Origin of the sequence: Sagittula sp. MA-2 (assembly GCF_030126985.1) — a bacterium.
Classification (GTDB): domain Bacteria; phylum Pseudomonadota; class Alphaproteobacteria; order Rhodobacterales; family Rhodobacteraceae; genus Sagittula.
On record NZ_CP126145.1, the window covers coordinates 2601644 to 2617814 of the forward strand.

16 protein-coding genes are annotated in these 16171 nt (G+C 68.9%); 9 read left to right on the forward strand and 7 right to left on the reverse strand.

The features are described from left to right. Positions 1 to 15: 15 nt before the first annotated feature. From QNI11_RS12725 to QNI11_RS12740, 4 genes are all read right to left on the reverse strand, one after another. Positions 16 to 1572: an AMP-binding protein gene (locus QNI11_RS12725; RefSeq protein ID WP_283980415.1), complete on the reverse strand. Its 1557-nt coding sequence runs from the start codon at positions 1570 to 1572 to the stop codon at positions 16 to 18. After that, complete coding sequence (locus QNI11_RS12730; protein ID WP_283980416.1) at positions 1572 to 2066, reverse strand: lysozyme inhibitor LprI family protein; 495 nt, start codon at positions 2064 to 2066, stop codon at positions 1572 to 1574. Before QNI11_RS12730 ends, QNI11_RS12725 begins: the two co-directional genes overlap by 1 nt. Next, the gene (locus QNI11_RS12735) at positions 2063 to 2365 is read right to left on the reverse strand and encodes a hypothetical protein (RefSeq protein WP_283980417.1); all 303 of its coding nucleotides are present in this window, start codon (positions 2363 to 2365) and stop codon (positions 2063 to 2065) included. Before QNI11_RS12735 ends, QNI11_RS12730 begins: the two co-directional genes overlap by 4 nt. Positions 2366 to 2468: 103 nt before the next feature. Next, a complete protein-coding gene (locus QNI11_RS12740; protein WP_283980418.1) occupies positions 2469 to 3629 on the reverse strand; it encodes an isovaleryl-CoA dehydrogenase in 1161 nt (386 codons plus the stop codon). A gap of 233 nt (positions 3630 to 3862) precedes the next feature. Here QNI11_RS12740 and QNI11_RS12745 point away from each other — a divergent pair, with 233 nt between their 5' ends. The 3 genes from QNI11_RS12745 to QNI11_RS12755 all read left to right on the forward strand — a co-directional run bounded on the left by QNI11_RS12745 (position 3863) and on the right by QNI11_RS12755 (position 7380). After that, on the forward strand, positions 3863 to 5236 hold the full coding sequence (locus QNI11_RS12745) for an ATP-binding protein (protein ID WP_157815044.1): 1374 nt from the start codon (positions 3863 to 3865) through the stop codon (positions 5234 to 5236). Position 5237: 1 nt separating this feature from the next. Continuing rightward, a complete protein-coding gene (locus QNI11_RS12750) occupies positions 5238 to 5660 on the forward strand; it encodes a response regulator (protein ID WP_254698211.1) in 423 nt (140 codons plus the stop codon). A 115-nt stretch (positions 5661 to 5775) separates the two neighbouring features. Next, a complete protein-coding gene (locus QNI11_RS12755) occupies positions 5776 to 7380 on the forward strand; it encodes a sulfotransferase (protein WP_283980419.1) in 1605 nt (534 codons plus the stop codon). Here the strand turns inward: QNI11_RS12755 and QNI11_RS12760 are convergent. Next, a complete protein-coding gene (locus QNI11_RS12760; RefSeq protein ID WP_283980420.1) occupies positions 7368 to 8567 on the reverse strand; it encodes a DegT/DnrJ/EryC1/StrS aminotransferase family protein in 1200 nt (399 codons plus the stop codon). The two genes, QNI11_RS12755 and QNI11_RS12760, sit on opposite strands and share 13 nt — an antisense overlap. Positions 8568 to 8697: 130 nt before the next feature. Then, a complete protein-coding gene (locus tag QNI11_RS12765) occupies positions 8698 to 9363 on the reverse strand; it encodes an HAD-IA family hydrolase (RefSeq protein WP_283980421.1) in 666 nt (221 codons plus the stop codon). A 156-nt stretch (positions 9364 to 9519) separates the two neighbouring features. Between QNI11_RS12765 and glmU the strand changes: the two genes are divergently transcribed. From glmU to QNI11_RS12790, 5 genes are read left to right on the forward strand one after another with little or no spacing between them, the layout of a single operon-like run. Next, positions 9520 to 10866 (forward strand): bifunctional UDP-N-acetylglucosamine diphosphorylase/glucosamine-1-phosphate N-acetyltransferase GlmU, encoded by a 1347-nt coding sequence (glmU, locus tag QNI11_RS12770; protein WP_100930191.1) that lies wholly within the window; start codon positions 9520 to 9522, stop codon positions 10864 to 10866. Positions 10867 to 10880: 14 nt separating this feature from the next. Beyond that, positions 10881 to 12698 carry a glutamine--fructose-6-phosphate transaminase (isomerizing) gene (gene glmS, locus QNI11_RS12775; protein ID WP_283980422.1) on the forward strand — a complete coding sequence of 606 codons (1818 nt, stop codon included), beginning with the start codon at positions 10881 to 10883 and terminating at the stop codon, positions 12696 to 12698. A gap of 19 nt (positions 12699 to 12717) precedes the next feature. Then, complete coding sequence (locus tag QNI11_RS12780; RefSeq protein WP_283980423.1) at positions 12718 to 13290, forward strand: pyridoxamine 5'-phosphate oxidase family protein; 573 nt, start codon at positions 12718 to 12720, stop codon at positions 13288 to 13290. After that, the gene (locus tag QNI11_RS12785) at positions 13287 to 13772 is read left to right on the forward strand and encodes a DUF2569 domain-containing protein (protein ID WP_283980424.1); all 486 of its coding nucleotides are present in this window, start codon (positions 13287 to 13289) and stop codon (positions 13770 to 13772) included. The genes QNI11_RS12780 and QNI11_RS12785 overlap by 4 nt, the downstream gene beginning before the upstream one ends. Then, positions 13769 to 14446, forward strand: a complete 678-nt coding sequence (locus QNI11_RS12790; RefSeq protein WP_283980425.1) for a DNA alkylation repair protein — start codon at positions 13769 to 13771, stop codon at positions 14444 to 14446. The genes QNI11_RS12785 and QNI11_RS12790 overlap by 4 nt, the downstream gene beginning before the upstream one ends. A gap of 61 nt (positions 14447 to 14507) precedes the next feature. On the opposite strand, the gene QNI11_RS12795 is transcribed toward QNI11_RS12790, so the two are convergent. Further along, the gene (locus QNI11_RS12795; protein ID WP_100930186.1) at positions 14508 to 15023 is read right to left on the reverse strand and encodes a hypothetical protein; all 516 of its coding nucleotides are present in this window, start codon (positions 15021 to 15023) and stop codon (positions 14508 to 14510) included. Positions 15024 to 15131: 108 nt separating this feature from the next. Between QNI11_RS12795 and moaA the strand changes: the two genes are divergently transcribed. Continuing rightward, positions 15132 to 16139: a GTP 3',8-cyclase MoaA gene (moaA, locus tag QNI11_RS12800; RefSeq protein WP_100930185.1), complete on the forward strand. Its 1008-nt coding sequence runs from the start codon at positions 15132 to 15134 to the stop codon at positions 16137 to 16139. Positions 16140 to 16171 lie beyond the last annotated feature (32 nt).

Consider the following 16171-nt stretch of genomic DNA (forward strand, 5'->3'; position numbering starts at 1 on the left):
CGGTGGACACACCGCTCACGCCCCGCCTCCTTCGGTTTCGGCCACGGCCCGGCGCTTCAGTTCCTTGCGGATCACCTTGCCGGTCACCGTCATCGGCAGGTCCTCGACCAGCGCCACCTCGCGCGGATAGCTGTGTGCGGCCAGCCGTGCCTTCACCCAGTCCTGCAGCTCCTCCGGGCTCACCGAGGCACCCTGTTTCGCCACCACGTAGGCCTTGACGATCTCCGTGCGCATCGCGTCCGGCTTGCCGACCACACCCACGGTGGCCACGCCGGGATGGGTCATCAGGCAATCCTCGATCTCCGCCGGGCCGATCCGGTAGCCGCCGGATGTTATGACATCGTCCTCGCGCCCCACGAACCGGATGAAGCCGTCCTCGATCACGCCCCGGTCGCCGGTCACCAGCCACTCGCCCCGGAACTTCTCGGCCGTGGCGGCGGGATTGTTCCAGTATTCCAGCATCATCGACCCGGCGCCGCGGCGGATCGCGATGTCGCCCTCGCCCTCCGTCTCCTGCCCGTCCGCGTCGATCACGCCCACGTCGAAACCCGGCGCCGCGCGGCCGAGGCACCCGGGCCGCACGTCGAACAGCGCACCGCAGCTCGACGCCACCATGTTGCACTCGGTCTGGCCGTAGAATTCGTTGATCGTGACGCCAAGCGCCGCACGCCCCCAGGCCAGCATCTCGGCGCCCAATGGCTCCCCGCCCGACGCCACGGAGCGCAGCCCCCGGACCGAGGCATCCTCCGCCTTCAGCATCCGCAGGGCAGTGGGCGGCAGGAAGACATTCCGGGCACCGGCCTTCGCCACGCGCGTCAAAATTTTCGGCGAAAATTTTGCCTCCCGCACGGCCACCACCGGCACGCCCAGGGCCAGACCGGGCATCAGCACGTCGAACAGCCCGCCGATCCACGCCCAGTCCGCCGGCGTCCAGAGCATGTCGCCCTCCTGGCCCAGGAAGTCGTGGCTCATCTCGACGCCCGGCAGGTGGCCGGTCAGCACGCGGTGGCCGTGCAGCGCGCCCTTGGGCTTGCCCGTCGTACCGGAGGTGTAGATCAGCACCGCCGGCGTCTCCGGCCCGGTCTGCGCAACCGGGCCGCCCCGGCCCTCCTCGGGCAGGTCGGCGCGGGTCACGGGCACCACCCCGAAAGGCGCCAGCATCCCCGATCCTTCCGTGTCCGTCACCACGACATGCGCGCCGCTGTCCTCCAGCCGCGAACGCAGCGCGTCCTCCCGGAACAGCTTGAAGAGCGGCACGCTGATTGCCCCCATCCGCCAGGCCGCCACATGCGCCGCCGCGCAAAGCGCCGACTGGCTCAGCAGCACGCCCACCCGGTCGCCCTCCGCCACGCCGCGGCGCCGCAGCACGTCCTCGACCCGCAGCGACAGGGCGTGGAGCCGGGCGTAAGACACCCGCTCCGCGCGCTCTTCCGAGAGGTCGAGGATGGCCAGACGCTCCGGTTCGCGGTTGGCCCAGCCGTCGCAGACCTGTTCCGCAAGGTTCAGCCGGTCGGGGATCTCCCACCTGAAGCCCGCCCGCAGCGCCTCGTATGTGTCCGCGCGCTCCAGCATCAGTTGATCGACGCGGTGTCGAGGTAGCGGCCCTGCTCCGCCGTCATCCGCATGAGGCAGGCGTTGAACGCCGGGCCGGAGCCCGTGCCCCCGCCCCAGAGGCTCGCCTCGTAGCTGCAGGTCTCGTCGCGGTAGGCGATCCAGGCCCGCTGCATCCGCCGCAACGCTTCCGCCTGGCTCGGGGCGTGTTCGCCGTTTTCCCTGTCCATGCCCTTGGCCTCGGCCATGACGCCCGAATAAATCTCGTTCAGCCGCGCATCCCACCAGTCCGCCTCCGCGCCGTAGCAGGCGCTCATCACCACGGTGGCGGAACCGTTGCGCTCCATGCAGTCCTCAGCCGCGGCGCCGATGCATTCCTCGAAGGGCTGGCCCGAGGACACGCAGTCCGCGATGACCTGCGGCGAGAACGCCAGGTCCTGCGCCAAAGCCCCGACCGGCAACGTCACCGCGACGGGCATCGCCAGAAGCGCCATGCCGATGATCCTGAGCATCATATCCCCTCTCCCATTCCGTTCGGACGGGTGATCTCCACCAGTCCCCCGAACCGGTTCACCCGGTATTCCCAGCGTGCCGCCTCCGGCCCGCAGCGGACCACCAGCCAGACGCCCTGCCCCGGCACCCCGGTGCAATCCGCCGCCGGGGCGCCCGCCTCGCGCATGTAGCGTCGCCCGTAGGCCTCGATCGCCGCGCTCTCCGTCAGGTTGGCATCTATCCAGCCATAGCGGAAGGCCAACAGCGCCCCGCAAGTCACCAGCACGCCAAGCGGCAGCCACATGACCCAACGCGGAGTCACCGCGGCGGGTTCGCGAAAAGCGTCCGCAGCCGAGCGTTCTGCACGCAAGGCGCTGACCCGGACCAGCCCGAACGGCCCCCGACAGCCGCACCCGGCGCTCCGCTCACATCGCCCCCATCAACTCGCGTCCGACCAGCATCCGGCGGATCTCGCTCGTGCCCGCGCCGATCTCCATCAGCTTGGCGTCGCGGAAGATGCGCGCCACCGCCGCATCGTTCAGGAACCCCGCCCCGCCCATCGCCTGGACCGCCTGATGCGCCTGCTTCATCGCCTCCTCCGAGGCATAGAGACAGCAGGCCGCCGCATCCGCCCGCGTGACCTCGCCCCGGTCGCAGGCCTTGGCGACCTCGTAGACATAGGCCCGGGCCGAGTTCATCGCGGTGTACATGTCGGCGATCTTGCCCTGCATCAGCTGGAACGACCCGATGGGCTTGCCGAACTGGGTGCGGTCGCGCAGGTAGGGCATGATCTCGTCCATGCAGGCGGCCATGATCCCGAGGCCGATGCCCGCCAGCACCACGCGCTCGTAGTCGAGGCCGGACATCAGCACGCGCACGCCCTTGCCTTCCTCGCCCAGCACGTTCTCGAACGGCACTTCCACGTCTTCGAAGATCAGTTCCGCCGTGTTCGACCCGCGCATCCCCAGCTTGTCGAAATGCGGGCTGGTCGAGAATCCCTTCATCGACTTCTCGACGAGGAAGGCGGTGATGCCCTTCGCGCCGGCCTCCGGATCGGTCTTGGCATAGACCACCAGCGTGTCCGCGTCCGGGCCGTTGGTGATCCAGTACTTGTTGCCGTTCAGCACGTAGCGGTCGTTGCGCTTCTCGGCGCGCAGCTTCATCGACACCACGTCCGACCCGGCCGAGGGTTCCGACATGGCCAGCGCGCCGACGTGCGCGCCCGAGATCAGCCCCGGCAGGTACTTGCGCTTCTGCTCGTCCGAGCCGTTCAGCCGGATCTGGTTCACGCAGAGGTTGGCATGCGCCCCGTAGGACAGCGAGACAGAGGCAGAGGCCCGCGCGATCTCTTCCACGACGACCGTGTGCGCGAGGTAGCCCATGCCCGCGCCGCCGTACTCTTCCTCGACAGTGACGCCCAGCAGGCCCAGCTCGCCCATCTCCGGCCAGAGCTCCGGCGGAAAGACGTTGTCGCGGTCGATCGCCGCCGCCATGGGCTTTACCCGTTCCTGGGCCCAGCGATGCGCCATTTCACGCAATGCGTGCACATCCTCGCCCAGATCGAACCGCATGCTCGCAAGGAACATCGCCTCTCCTCCCCCTTATTGAACGCTTGTTCATTTAACGACGCAGAAAGCATTGCGTCAAGGGTTCCCTGAGTTCCGCGTCCGGGGCAACGGATTATTAAGACCTCCGCCCGCATCCTGCAAAGAACCGAAGCCCGCACTCCGGCGGCGCCGCAGCAAACGGGCAGCGCATGTCCCGCGCGGCGCCTGCCGGAACCCACACCAGACCACGCAAGGCGACCCGAGCCGAAGATATGCCGCGCCGCAGACAACACCTCGTCATCAGTGCCGTGACACTCGGCGGCGCCGCCATTTCCGGCGCCGCTTTCGTCTGGTTCTGGTACGCCTCCGATCAGGTGCGCACCAACTGGCGCCTGCACATCGAAACCACGCTCGAGCTGGAGCGGGTGACCGGCTACACGGGCTTCATCCACGACTTCAAGAACGCGGTCCTGCGGCCGGACGAACCGCATTACATCGCCGATGCCATGGCCGATTACGACCGTGCGATGGCGGCGCTGACGACCCTGCGCAGCCTGGCCGCCGACCGCAGCCTGGAGGTCGATCTCTCGCTGTTCGAACAGGCGCTCGGCCAGTACCGCGCCAACCTCGACTTCCTTTCGGGACGGCGCGCCGCGACGGACAGCATCGGCGATGTCGACGCCATGGTGCGAGTGTCGGACCGCGACGCCCGGCAAAGCCTCGACAGGGCGACACGCGCCATCAGCAACGCCTACAGGGACGCCTACCAGCCCGTGCGCCGCGCCATGCTGGCGTCGCTTTTCGCCTGTCTCCTGCTGCTGGTGCTGTACGGACAGGAACTGCGCAACCACGCCCGCGCCCGCGAAGCCTTCCACCAGCTGAAGGCGCAGGAGGCCGCGCTCGACACCGAGGTCAGGCACCGCCGCGACCTCGCCATGTCCTACCGCCAGCTCCAGCAGATCAACCGCGAACAGGCAGAGATGACCTATGCCATCTCGCACGACCTGAAGGCGCCGACCAACACCGCGCTGATGCTGCTGGCCGCCGTCCGGCAGGACCTCGACGAGGCGAAGACCGACCTGCCGGGCGATGCGGCAGAGCTGATCGGCGACCTCGGCGGCGTCCTGACGCGCATGAACCGGCTGGTGGAGGACATGCTGACCTACACCCGCTCGCTCGACACCGAATTCACGCGGGAGGACGTTGACCTCGACGCGGTGCTGGACCAGGTGCTGACCGACCTGCGCGCCGACATCAAAGGTGCCGGGGCAGAGATCCGGCGCAGCCCCCTGCCCCGTCTCGCCGCCCACCCGCCGCAGATGCGCCAGCTGTTCCAGAACCTCGTCTCGAACGCGCTGAAGTTCCGCCGCCCCGGCGTGGCGCCCGTGGTCTCCATCGCCCCGGCGGAGGCGTCGGAAGGCACCGTGGCCTTCACCGTGGGCGACAACGGCATCGGCATCGCGGAGGACCAGCAGGACCGGATCTTCGCGCTCTTCGCCCGGCTGCACAACCGGACCGAATTCGACGGCTCCGGCCTCGGGCTGCCGATCTGCCAGCGGATCGCGCAGACCCACGGCGGCGACATCACCCTCAGATCCGCCCCAGGCGAGGGCAGCACGTTCACCATCACGATGAAGGCAGCCTGACATGATCGACCATCTGATGACCATCGACGACGAGCCCATCGACCAGAAGCTCTACAAAAGGCTGATCGAACGCTCCGGCCTCGTGGGCACGCTGCACCAGCACCTCGGCGCCGAAAGCGCGCTGGCGTTCTTTGCCGCAGGCGACGGCCCGGACATCGACGTCATCCTTCTGGACATCAACATGCCCGGCATGAACGGGTTCGAGTTCCTCGAAGCCGCCACCGCCCGCTTCGGCACGCATTTCGTGAAAAGCGCGGTCATCATGCTCTCCACCTCCGCGCGGGAGGAGGACAAGGCCCATGCCCGCGCGTTCCAGGTGGTGCGCGACTTCATGACGAAACCGCTGACGCTCGACGGGCTGCACCACATCGACGCCCGCCTGGCCGAGCTCTCCACGGCACAGGCATCGCCGCCCGCCGCCTGATCGCACCCCAACCTCCACCGCCCCGGCCAAAGCAAACGCCGCGCCCTTGTCCTTCCCCCGCCAACCGGAGAGACTGCCCGCCGACAAACGCCGCCGGGACAGGAAGGAAACAGGGGTGTCAGACTTCGACGAGGCAGAGCGCCTGCTGGACGCGGGCGACAGGGATGGCGCGCGCGCCCTGCTCGACGCGCTGCCGGACAGCCTGCGGCACGCGCCCCGCGCATACCGCCTGCGCAACCGGCTGCGTCCGCCCGCCCTGCCCGGCCTCGGCGCCGCCCGCCCCTCCCCGGCGGAGGCGCAGCGCCTCGCCATGCTGCTGAACGGCGGACAGGCGGAGGCCGCGCTGACCCTGGCCCGCGCGCTCGCCGCCCGCTACCCGGAGGCCGCGACCCCGCACGAGGCGCTCTACCACGCCTTCACCGCCCTGCGCCGCCCGAGGGAGGCCCGCGATGCCGTGGCGGAGGCGCTCTGCCGCAACCCCGACAAGCCGGCGCTCTACCGCGACCTCGCCCGCACCCTCATGGACCTGGGCGAGATGGAGGCCCTGCGCGCCCCGGCAGAGGCCGCCGCCGACGCCCTGCCCGACGACCCGCATGCGGTGCGGCTGGCCGCCGTCGCCGCCCATGTGAACGGCGCGCGGGAAACGGCGCGGGCGCGCTTTGCCGTGCTCACCCGGCTCCAGCCCACCAACGGCGCCGCGCACCGGGCACTGGCGGAAACCAGCCGCTACACCTCCCGCAGCGACCCGCACCTGGCGAAGATGAAGAAGCTCGCCGCCTCCGGCAAGCTGACCGAGGCGGAGCTCTACGAACTCAACTTTGCGCTCGGGAAGGCCTTCGACGACCTCCGCCGCCCGCGCGAGGCCTTTCGCCACTATGCCCTCGGCAATGCCCAGAAAAAGAAGGCGCACGGCCTGTCGCTGGCACCCTACGCGGCAGAGGTCGCGCGGCTGAAGGACCTCCCCGTCCTGCCGGAGCCCGCGCCCGGCGCGCCGGTGCCGATCCTCGTCGTGGGGCTTCCCCGCTCCGGCACCACGCTGACGGAAACGATCCTGTCGGCCCACCCGCAGGTCGGCACGGCGGGGGAATGCACCTTCCTGCGCGCGAACCTCTTGCCAGCGATGATGACCGGCACCCCGGACAAGGGCGCCCCCGATCCCGCAACCCTCGCCCGGCTGCGCGACGGCTACCGCCGGGCGCTGGCCGAGCGCGGCGTGGACAAGGCCTTCGTGGTCGACAAGATGCCGCTGAACTTCCCGCTGGTCGGGCTGGTGCACGCGCTGATCCCCGAGGCGCGGATCGTGGCGCTCGACCGCGATCCCATGGCGCTCGGCTGGTCGCTTTTCCGGCAGTGTTTCGTGAAGACCGGCAACGGCTTTGCCTATGATTTCGACGACATCGCCGGGGCCATGGCGCTCTACCGCGAGACGCTGGACCACTGGCAGGCAGAGGGCGTGCCGATCCACCGCCTGTCCTACAGCGCGCTGACCGAGACCCCGCGCGATACCGTTGCGGCCCTGCTCAACGCGCTGCGGCTGCCCTGGGACGATGCCTGCCTGTCCTTCGGCGGGTCCGACCGGGTGGTCGCCACCGCCAGTTCGTTGCAGGTCCGCGACGGCATCTACACCGGCAGCGACGGCGCGTGGCAGGCTTATGCCGAACACCTCACCTCGCTGCGCCACGCGTTGGACTCCCGCGGCCTGCTGGCTCAGCCGGCCTGATAGACCGCGCCGACCTCGGCCCGGACGATCCGCGCGATCAGCGCGCAGTCCTCTTCCGAGAAGGTCAGCGGCAGGCGCATGTCGACGATACCCTTCAGGATGCGGTCGGAGGCGGGCATCCGCTCGGCCTCCACGTAGCGCCAGCTGTCATAGCGCGAGGTGAAGCCCGTGGGCTCCGCCCCGCCGAACCACTTCAGCTCGACCCCGCGTGCGGCGCAGCGGCGGAGCACCTCGGCGATGGCCTCGTCGCTCCAGTCTAGCAGCAGGAACTGGAAGGATGAGCCGACCGGCACCTCTTTCGGATCGCGCGCGACCAGCGTCAGGCCCGGCGTGTCCGCCAGCCCCGCCTCGACCACCGCGTAGCGCGCATTCCAGCGCGCCACCTGCGCCCCGAGGGAGGCCAGCTGCGGCCTCAGGATCGCCGCCCGCAGGTTGTCCATGCGCCCCGAGACGTTGGGCGTCATGTACTTCACCTCGGCGAAGGCTTCGGGCGGCGGCGCGGCAAGGTGGCGTTCGTAAAGCATGTAGGAGCCCGAGAGCATCACCGCCCGCGCCGCGATCTCCGCGTCGTCGGTGACGAGGAAACCGCCCTCGCCCGAGTTCATGTGCTTGTAGGTCTGGGTCGAATAGCAGCCGACCGCGCCGTGCCGCCCCGAGGGCACGCCGTTCCACGAGGCCCCCATGGTGTGGGCGCAATCCTCGATCACCGTGACGTCCGCCGCATCGCAGATCGCCATGAGCGCGTCCATGTCGCAGATGTGGCCCCGCATGTGGCTGAGCATAAGCACCTTCGCCCCGCTCGACTGCACCTTGAGCGCGAGATCGTCGAGGTCGATCACCAGCCGCTCCGTCACCCCGACAAAGACCGGCACGGCCCCCAGCGCCGCGATGGCCCCCGGCACCGGCGCAAGCGTGAAGGCGTTGGTCAGCACCTTGTCGCCGGGGCACACGCCGACAGCGCGCAACGCGCACCCCAGCGCATAGCCGCCGGAGGCCACCGCCAGCGCATAGGCCGCGCCGGTGAAGCCCGCGAATTCCTGTTCCAGGAGGGCCGTTTCCGACAGCTCGCCGGGGGCGGTGTTGTAGCGGTGCAGGCGCCCGTGGCGCAGCACGGCCAAGGCCGCGGCGATGCCCTCGTCCGGGATCGGTTCCTGCTGGGTGAATGAGCCGGTGAAGCGTTCTGTCATGGCGTCATCTGCGCCGAGCCGCGCCGCGGGGTCAATGGGTTTCGCCTGCCCAGCGGCAGGCGATCCGCGGGGGAGGCGCTGCCTCCCCCGGGCCCCCTCCGAGGTATTTCGGCCAAGATGAAGGGGACGGTCAGCCGATCAGGCGGCGGACTTCCGCGGGCAGTTCGTCGAAATGCGCGATCAGCCCTTCGGGGTTGAGGTCGCGGACCGCTTCGCCTTCGGGGGCGAAGGTGACGAGGATGCAGGGCACGCCCGCGGCCTTCGCCGTCTTGCGGTCGGTGTCGCTGTCGCCCACCAGCAGCGAGGTTCCGCGCAGCCCGCCGCAGCGGTCGACCGCCGCCCAGTAGGGCGCCACGTCGGGTTTCCGGGTGGGCAGCGTGTCGGCGCCGACGAGCGAGCCGAAGAGGTCGCGCACGCCCAGCGATGTCATCAGTTTCTCGGCCATGGCGGCGGGCTTGTTGGTGCAGATGCCCACGGCGTAGCCATCGCGGCGCAGCGCCTCGATCTGGTCCACCACGCCCGGGTAGAGCGTCGTGTGGGTGTCGAGCGCCGCGGCATAGGCCTCAAGCAGCGGCTGGTACCAGCGCTCCACCGCGTCCACGGAATACTGCCCGGCGCGCTCCAGCCCGACGGTCAGCATCCGCTTGCCGCCCCTCAGCGCCACGCCCGCATCGGCCACCGGGTCGAGCCGCTGGTCGAGGCCCATCCGCTCGAAACAGGCGTTGGCGGCGGCGACGAGGTCGGCGCTGGTGTCCGCAAGCGTTCCGTCCAGATCGAAGATCACACAGCGCGTCATGGTCCTGCCCTCTTGTCCGTTGTTCGTCCGTGGTGGCCCGCCGGAATCGGCGGCCGGTGTCACATCCCGCAACCAAGCGTGACCCTGCCCCGGCTTGTCATGGCCCGTGAAGCCTATAAAACGGCGGGCAGAGAAGAACAAACCAGATCGAGCCCCATGCCCCTAGCCCTGATCGTCCTCGCCGCCGGGAAAGGCACCCGGATGGAGTCCGACCTGCCGAAGGTCCTGCACCGCATCGCCCAGGCGCCCATGCTCTGGCACGCCATGCGCGCCGGGTATCGCCTGGCCCCCGACCACACCATCGTCGTGGCCGGTCACGGCGCCGACGCGGTGGAGGCGGCGGCGAAGGATTACGACCCCGACGCCCACATCGTCCTGCAGACCGAACAGCTGGGCACCGCCCATGCGGTCGGACAGGCGCTGCCGCTGCTGGAGGTCTTCGACGGCGACGTGATCGTGCTATATGGCGACACGCCCTTCATCTCCGAAGAGACGCTGCATGCCATGACGGAGGCGCGGCGCACGCATGACGTGGTGGTGCTGGGCTTCGAGGCCGCCGATCCCGCCCGCTACGGCCGGCTGGTGACCGACGGCGACGACCTCCTGAAGATCGTCGAGTACAAGGACGCCACCGAAGACGAGCGCGCCATCACGCTGTGCAATTCCGGTGTCGTGGCCGCCGACCGGGCCACCCTGGCCTCGCTGATCGCCGAGGTGGGCAACGACAATGCCTCCGGCGAATTCTACCTGACCGACATCGTGGGCCTCGCCCGGGCGCGCGGCCTGACCGCCACCGTCGTCCGCTGCCCGGAGGCGGAGACGCTGGGCGTCAACTCCCGCGCCGATCTCGCGCAGGCAGAGGCCGCCTTCCAGGCCTACATGCGCGCGCAGGCGATGGAGGACGGCGTGACGCTGGCCGCGCCGGAAACCGTCTTCTTCGCGTGGGACACGGTGATCGGCCGCGATGCGGAGGTCGAGCAGAACGTCGTCTTCGGTCCCGGCGTCACGGTAGAGACCGGCGCCCGCATCCGCGCCTTCAGCCACCTCGAGGGCGCGCATGTGTCGCGCGGCGCGGTCGTCGGCCCCTATGCCCGCCTGCGGCCCGGTGCCGAACTGGCAGAGGACGTGCATGTCGGCAACTTCGTCGAGGTGAAGAACGCCGTGCTGCACGAGGGCGTGAAGGCCAACCACCTGACCTACATCGGCGACGCCGAGATCGGCGAGAAGACCAACATCGGCGCGGGCACCATCACCTGCAACTACGATGGCGTCTTCAAGCACCGCACGGTGATCGGCAAGAACGCCTTCATCGGCTCCGACACCATGCTGGTGGCCCCGGTGACGGTGGGCGACGGGGCGATGACCGCCTCCGGCTCCACCATCACGAAGGACGTGCCCGCGGGCGCCATGGCCATCGAACGGGCCGAGATGACGATCAAGGACGGCTTCGCCACCAAGATGTTCAACATGCTGAAGGCCCGCAAGGCCAAGCAGCGGAACTGAGAAGGACACCTGCCATGTGCGGAATCGTCGGCGTTCTCGGGACCCATGAGGTCGCGCCCATCCTCGTCGAGGCGCTGAAGCGTCTCGAATACCGCGGCTACGACAGCGCGGGCATCGCCACGGTGAACGGCGGGCATCTCGACCGCCGCCGCGCCGTGGGCAAGCTGATCAACCTGTCGGACGCGCTGGTGCACGACCCGCTGCGCGGCAAGTCGGGCATCGGTCACACCCGCTGGGCCACCCACGGCGCCCCCTCGGAGCTGAACGCCCACCCGCACAAGTGCGGCCCGGTGGCGGTGGTGCACAACGGCATCATCGAGAACTACAAGGAACTGCGCGAGAAGCTGTCCGAAGCGGGCCTGATGCCCGAGACGGAGACCGACACCGAAACCGTCGCCATGCTGACGCAGCTCCACATGACGCAGGGCAAGTCGCCGGTCGACGCCGCCCTGGCCACCGTCGACGAGCTGGAGGGCGCCTTTGCGCTGGCCTTCCTGTTCGACGGCGAGGAAGACCTGATGGTCGCCGCGCGCAAGGGCAGCCCGCTGGCCGTGGGCCATGGCGAGGGCGAGAACTACGTGGGGTCCGATGCCATCGCGCTCGCCCCGCTGACCAACCGCATCACCTATCTCGAGGAAGGCGACCGCGCCATCCTGACCCGCGAGACGATCGAGATCCGTGACCGCATGGGCCGCCGCGTCAACCGCGAGGCGCGCACCATCAACATGGACGCCGCCCGCGTTGACAAGGGCGGCTACAAGCACTTCATGGCAAAGGAAATCGCCGAGCAGCCCTCGGTCCTGTCTGCCTGCCTGTCCGCCTACCTGACCGAAAGCGGCGTCGCCCTGCCCGATCCGGGCATCGACTTCACCGCCATCGACCGGCTGACCATCTCTGCCTGCGGCACCGCCTACCTTGCGGGTTTCACGGCGAAATACTGGTTCGAGCAGATCGCGGGCCTGCCGGTGGACGTCGATATCGCCTCCGAATTCCGCTACCGCGAGCCGCCGATCCCGCCGAAGACCGCGGCGCTCTTCATCTCCCAGTCGGGTGAGACCGCCGACACGCTGGCCGCGCTGCGCTACTGCCGGGACAAGGCCTCGGCTATCTGGTCCGTGGTCAACGTGCCCGAAAGCTCCATCGCGCGGGAAAGCGACCTGGCCCTGCCGATCCATGCCGGGATCGAGATCGGCGTCGCCTCCACCAAGGCCTTCACCTGCCAGCTTACGGTGCTGCTGCTGCTGGCACTGAAGGCGGCGGAGGATCGCGGGCGGCTGACGCCCGAGCGGCGCGATGACATCCTGACCGCGCTGCGGGCGCTGCCCGGCACCTTCAACGCCGCCCTCGGCCGGGACGAGGTCATAGCCCAGGCCGCCCGCCGCCTGGCGGAAGCGCGCGACATCCTGTTCCTCGGCCGCGGCCTGATGTATCCGCTCGCCCATGAAGGCGCGCTGAAACTGAAGGAAATCAGCTATATACACGCCGAGGCTTATGCATCGGGCGAACTGAAGCACGGTCCCATCGCGCTGATCGACAAGAACGTGCCGGTGGTGGTTCTGGCGCCGAAGGACAGCCTCTTCGAAAAGACCGTCTCGAACATGCAGGAGGTCATGGCCCGCGGCGGCCAGGTCCTTCTGGTGACCGACAGCGCGGGCGCGGCCATTGCCGGCAACGACGTGTGGAAGGTCATCCAGATGCCCGAGGTGCCGGAGATCCTGACGCCCATCCTCTACGCCCTGCCGGCGCAGCTTCTGGCGTACCACACCGCCATCGCGAAGGGCACGGACGTTGACCAGCCGCGCAATCTGGCGAAATCTGTGACGGTGGAGTGACCCCGGAAGGACCGCCGCCATGGCCAAGCAATTCGACCACCTGACCGACCCGATCCGCCGCTTCATCGCCGCGCAGCACATCGTCTTCGTGGCCACGGCAGCGGAAACGGGCCGCGTGAACCTCTCGCCCAAGGGGATGGATTCGCTGCGCATCATGGGGCCAAACCGCATACTCTGGCGCAACCTGACCGGGTCGGGCAACGAGACCGCGGGCCACCTGAAGCGGGTCAACCGCATGACGCTCATGTGGTGCGGGTTCGAAAAGCAGCCGATGATCCTGCGCGCCTACGGCTCCGCGCGCACCGTGCAGGAAGGCGACGCAGACTGGTCCGAGCTCAACGGCCTCTTCCCCGAGGAAACCGGCGCACGGCAGGTCTTCGACATGGCGGTGGACATGGCCCAGACCTCATGCGGCTACGCCGTGCCCTTCTTCGACTACGCGGGCGAACGCGACGTGCTGCACGACTGGGCCGACCGCAAGGGCCGCGACGGCGTGCGCGCCTACTGGGCCGAGAAGAACGCGACCACAATCGACGGCTTCCCCACCGGGACGGCCGCCCCCGCGGACGCAGCCCCCCTCGCATCCGAATGACCGACGCCCCGGCCCGCGCCGCCCCCCTGACGATCGGCGGCTGGCTCGTGCTTCTCGGGGTGGGCATCGTTCTGGCGCCCTTCCTTGTCCTTCTGAACCTCACCACGCTCTGGCGGGACGTCTTCGCCTCTGGCGCCTTCGACATCATGTCCGACACCGCCTCCCCCGACTACGACCCGCTCTGGCCGGTGGTGCTGGTGGGCGAACTCGCCTTCCAGGTCATGATGCTTCTGGCGACGCTCCTGCTGGCGGCCTCGTTCTTCCGGCGCAAATGGGCCTTCCCGCGGCTCTACCTCGGCGTCAACCTGATGGCGCTGACCGCGAACCTCGTGGACATCGCGGCGGTGCGCCACCTGCTGCCGGAGCTTCCGCTGTTCGACGGCGCGACGGTGCAGACCTTCGCCAGCCTCGCCATCAGCCTGCTGATCTGGACGCCCTACCTCTTCCTCTCGGACCGCGCGCGAAGGACCTTCATCGCATGACCCCCGAAGACGCCCTTTCCGCCCTGCGCGCGCAGTCCGATCCGGAACGCGCGCCCGGCATGGCCGCCTATCACAAGACCGACCGCCCCTGCCTCGGCACGCCCAACCCGGCAATCAACGACCTGGTAAAGGACTGGCGGCAGGACCTCTCCCTGCCCGAGCGCACCGCACTTGCCGACGGACTCTGGAAGTCCGGCGTGTTCGAGGCGCGCATCGCCGCCGCCAAGCTGCTGACGCAGGCACGGATGCGCCCCTCGGACAGGGCGGCCTGGGACCTGATGCTCACATGGGTGCCGGAGTTCGACGGCTGGGCCATCGCCGACCACGCCTGTTCCGCGCTGTCGCGCCGGGTCATGGCCGACCTCTCACGGCTGGACACGCTCGAAGGCTGGACCACGTCCGATCACCTCTGGACAAAGCGCTCGGCGCTGGTCGCCGCCTTGCCGCTGGCCCGCCTGAGCATCCCGAAACCGGAAGAGATCGCCGCGCGCGAACGCGTGCTGGGCTGGGCCGCCGGTTACACGCAGGACGGCGCGTGGTTCATCCAGAAGGCGGTGGGGTGGTGGCTGCGCGACTTGTCCAAACACGACGCCGACAGGGTCCGGGCCTTCCTCGAAACGCATTCCGTTGCCATGAAACCCTTCGCCGTGCGCGAGGCGTCGAAGTACCTCTGACTGCCCGCAACTGGCCGCCCGCCGCGTCACACGGCGGGCACAGCCATGGGAAAAGGCCGGATCAGCCCCCGGCGTAGACCTGGATCGTCGGCAGGTCGGTCAGCGGCGCGCCGATCAGCTGCATCGCCGGAAGCGACAGCCGGCTGCCCGCCGAGGACGGCCCGTCGATCGGGATCAGGTCGACCTGAGAGCTCTTGCCCTTGTATTCCACCCGGCCCTTCTGCGCCGTCGAGACCAGCGGCGTTTCCAGCCAGAACCCCGGCCGCGACGGATCGCCCAGCGAGGCGACGGTATCGCCCAGAAGCTTCTCGCCGCCCGGGTCTGCCGGCTTGGTTGCCGCCGCCTGCTTTTCCTCGGCCGAGGTGGTGTCGAACTGCGCCGCGGTGCGGGCGTTCGCCGGGGGCTTCGGCGCGGCGGTCACCGCCGCATCGCCACGTGCCTGCGGCCGCGACCCGCCCGAGGTCGCCTCTGCCGTTGCGGATTTCTGCGGGGTCTTCGGCTGGAACAGGCCTGCTCCGTCGCCGCACCCCGCCAGTCCAAGCGCCAGTGCGCCTGCCATCGCCACGCGATTCATCATTGGGAAAGTCCTTTTCTGCCCGCATCCTGTCTTACACGCCTTGGCCTTTGGTACACAATCATGCGCGCGCCCTTGCTCATATTCTCGCCGAGGCCTAGGTTCAGGACCATGACGACACCTCTGATCGATCCATTCCAGCGCCCGATTTCCTATCTTCGGGTTTCCGTCACCGACCGCTGCGATTTTCGCTGCGTGTACTGCATGTCGGAAAATATGACCTTCCTGCCCAAGAAGGAACTGCTGACGCTGGAGGAACTGGACCGCATGTGTTCGACCTTCATCCGGCTGGGCGTGGAAAAGCTGCGCATCACCGGGGGCGAACCGCTGGTGCGCCGTGACATCCTGACCTTCTTCCGCGGCATGACCCGGCACCTCGAGGCCGGCGCGCTGAAGGAGCTGACGCTGACCACCAACGGCTCCCAGCTCGGGCGGTTCGCGCAGGACCTCTACGATGCCGGGATGCGCCGGGTGAACGTCTCGCTCGACACGCTGGACGAGACCAAGTTTGCCGAGATCACCCGCTGGGGCCGCCTGCCGCAGGTGCTGAAGGGCATCGACGCCGCGCAGGCCGCGGGCCTCCGGGTCAAGATCAACGCCGTGGCGCTCAAGGGCTTCAACGAGGACGAGTTGTTCCGGATCACCGAATGGTGCGCCGAGCGCGACATGGACCTGACCTGGATCGAGGTCATGCCCATGGGCGATATCGGCAACGAGGACCGTCTGGACCAGTACTGGAAGCTGACCGACCTCCGCGCCCGGCTGGCGGAACAGTACACCCTGACCGACCTGCCCGAAAGCACGGGCGGCCCGGCCCGCTACGTGCGGCTGGAGGAAACCGGCCAGAAGATCGGCTTCATCACGCCGCTCTCCCACAATTTCTGCGAAAGCTGCAACCGCGTGCGCCTGACCTGCACGGGCGAGCTGTTCATGTGCCTCGGTCAGGAGGACAACGCCGACCTGCGCGCCGCCCTTCGCAACCATCCCGAGAGCGACGCGCCGCTAGAGGCCGCGATCCGCGACGCCATCCGGCTGAAGCCCAAGGGCCACGATTTCGACTATTCCCGCCAGACCGTCGACGGTCGCGTCTCCCGCCACATGAGCCACACCGGCGGCTGATCCCGGCACTCGGTGCGTCTCCGGTCTGCAAC

Excerpts from the sequence above, each read along its gene's own strand:
- QNI11_RS12725 (WP_283980415.1), bottom strand. The coding sequence starts at position 1,572 with ATGCTGGAGCGCGCGGACACATACGAGGCGCTGCGGGCGGGCTTCAGG.
- QNI11_RS12730 (WP_283980416.1), bottom strand. The coding sequence starts at position 2,066 with ATGATGCTCAGGATCATCGGCATGGCGCTTCTGGCGATGCCCGTCGCG.
- QNI11_RS12740 (WP_283980418.1), bottom strand. The coding sequence starts at position 3,629 with ATGTTCCTTGCGAGCATGCGGTTCGATCTGGGCGAGGATGTGCACGCA.
- QNI11_RS12745 (WP_157815044.1), top strand. The coding sequence starts at position 3,863 with ATGCCGCGCCGCAGACAACACCTCGTCATCAGTGCCGTGACACTCGGC.
- QNI11_RS12750 (WP_254698211.1), top strand. The coding sequence starts at position 5,238 with ATGATCGACCATCTGATGACCATCGACGACGAGCCCATCGACCAGAAG.
- QNI11_RS12760 (WP_283980420.1), bottom strand. The coding sequence starts at position 8,567 with ATGACAGAACGCTTCACCGGCTCATTCACCCAGCAGGAACCGATCCCG.
- QNI11_RS12765 (WP_283980421.1), bottom strand. The coding sequence starts at position 9,363 with ATGACGCGCTGTGTGATCTTCGATCTGGACGGAACGCTTGCGGACACC.
- glmU (WP_100930191.1), top strand. The coding sequence starts at position 9,520 with ATGCCCCTAGCCCTGATCGTCCTCGCCGCCGGGAAAGGCACCCGGATG.
- glmS (WP_283980422.1), top strand. The coding sequence starts at position 10,881 with ATGTGCGGAATCGTCGGCGTTCTCGGGACCCATGAGGTCGCGCCCATC.
- QNI11_RS12780 (WP_283980423.1), top strand. The coding sequence starts at position 12,718 with ATGGCCAAGCAATTCGACCACCTGACCGACCCGATCCGCCGCTTCATC.
- QNI11_RS12785 (WP_283980424.1), top strand. The coding sequence starts at position 13,287 with ATGACCGACGCCCCGGCCCGCGCCGCCCCCCTGACGATCGGCGGCTGG.
- QNI11_RS12790 (WP_283980425.1), top strand. The coding sequence starts at position 13,769 with ATGACCCCCGAAGACGCCCTTTCCGCCCTGCGCGCGCAGTCCGATCCG.
- QNI11_RS12795 (WP_100930186.1), bottom strand. The coding sequence starts at position 15,023 with ATGATGAATCGCGTGGCGATGGCAGGCGCACTGGCGCTTGGACTGGCG.
- moaA (WP_100930185.1), top strand. The coding sequence starts at position 15,132 with ATGACGACACCTCTGATCGATCCATTCCAGCGCCCGATTTCCTATCTT.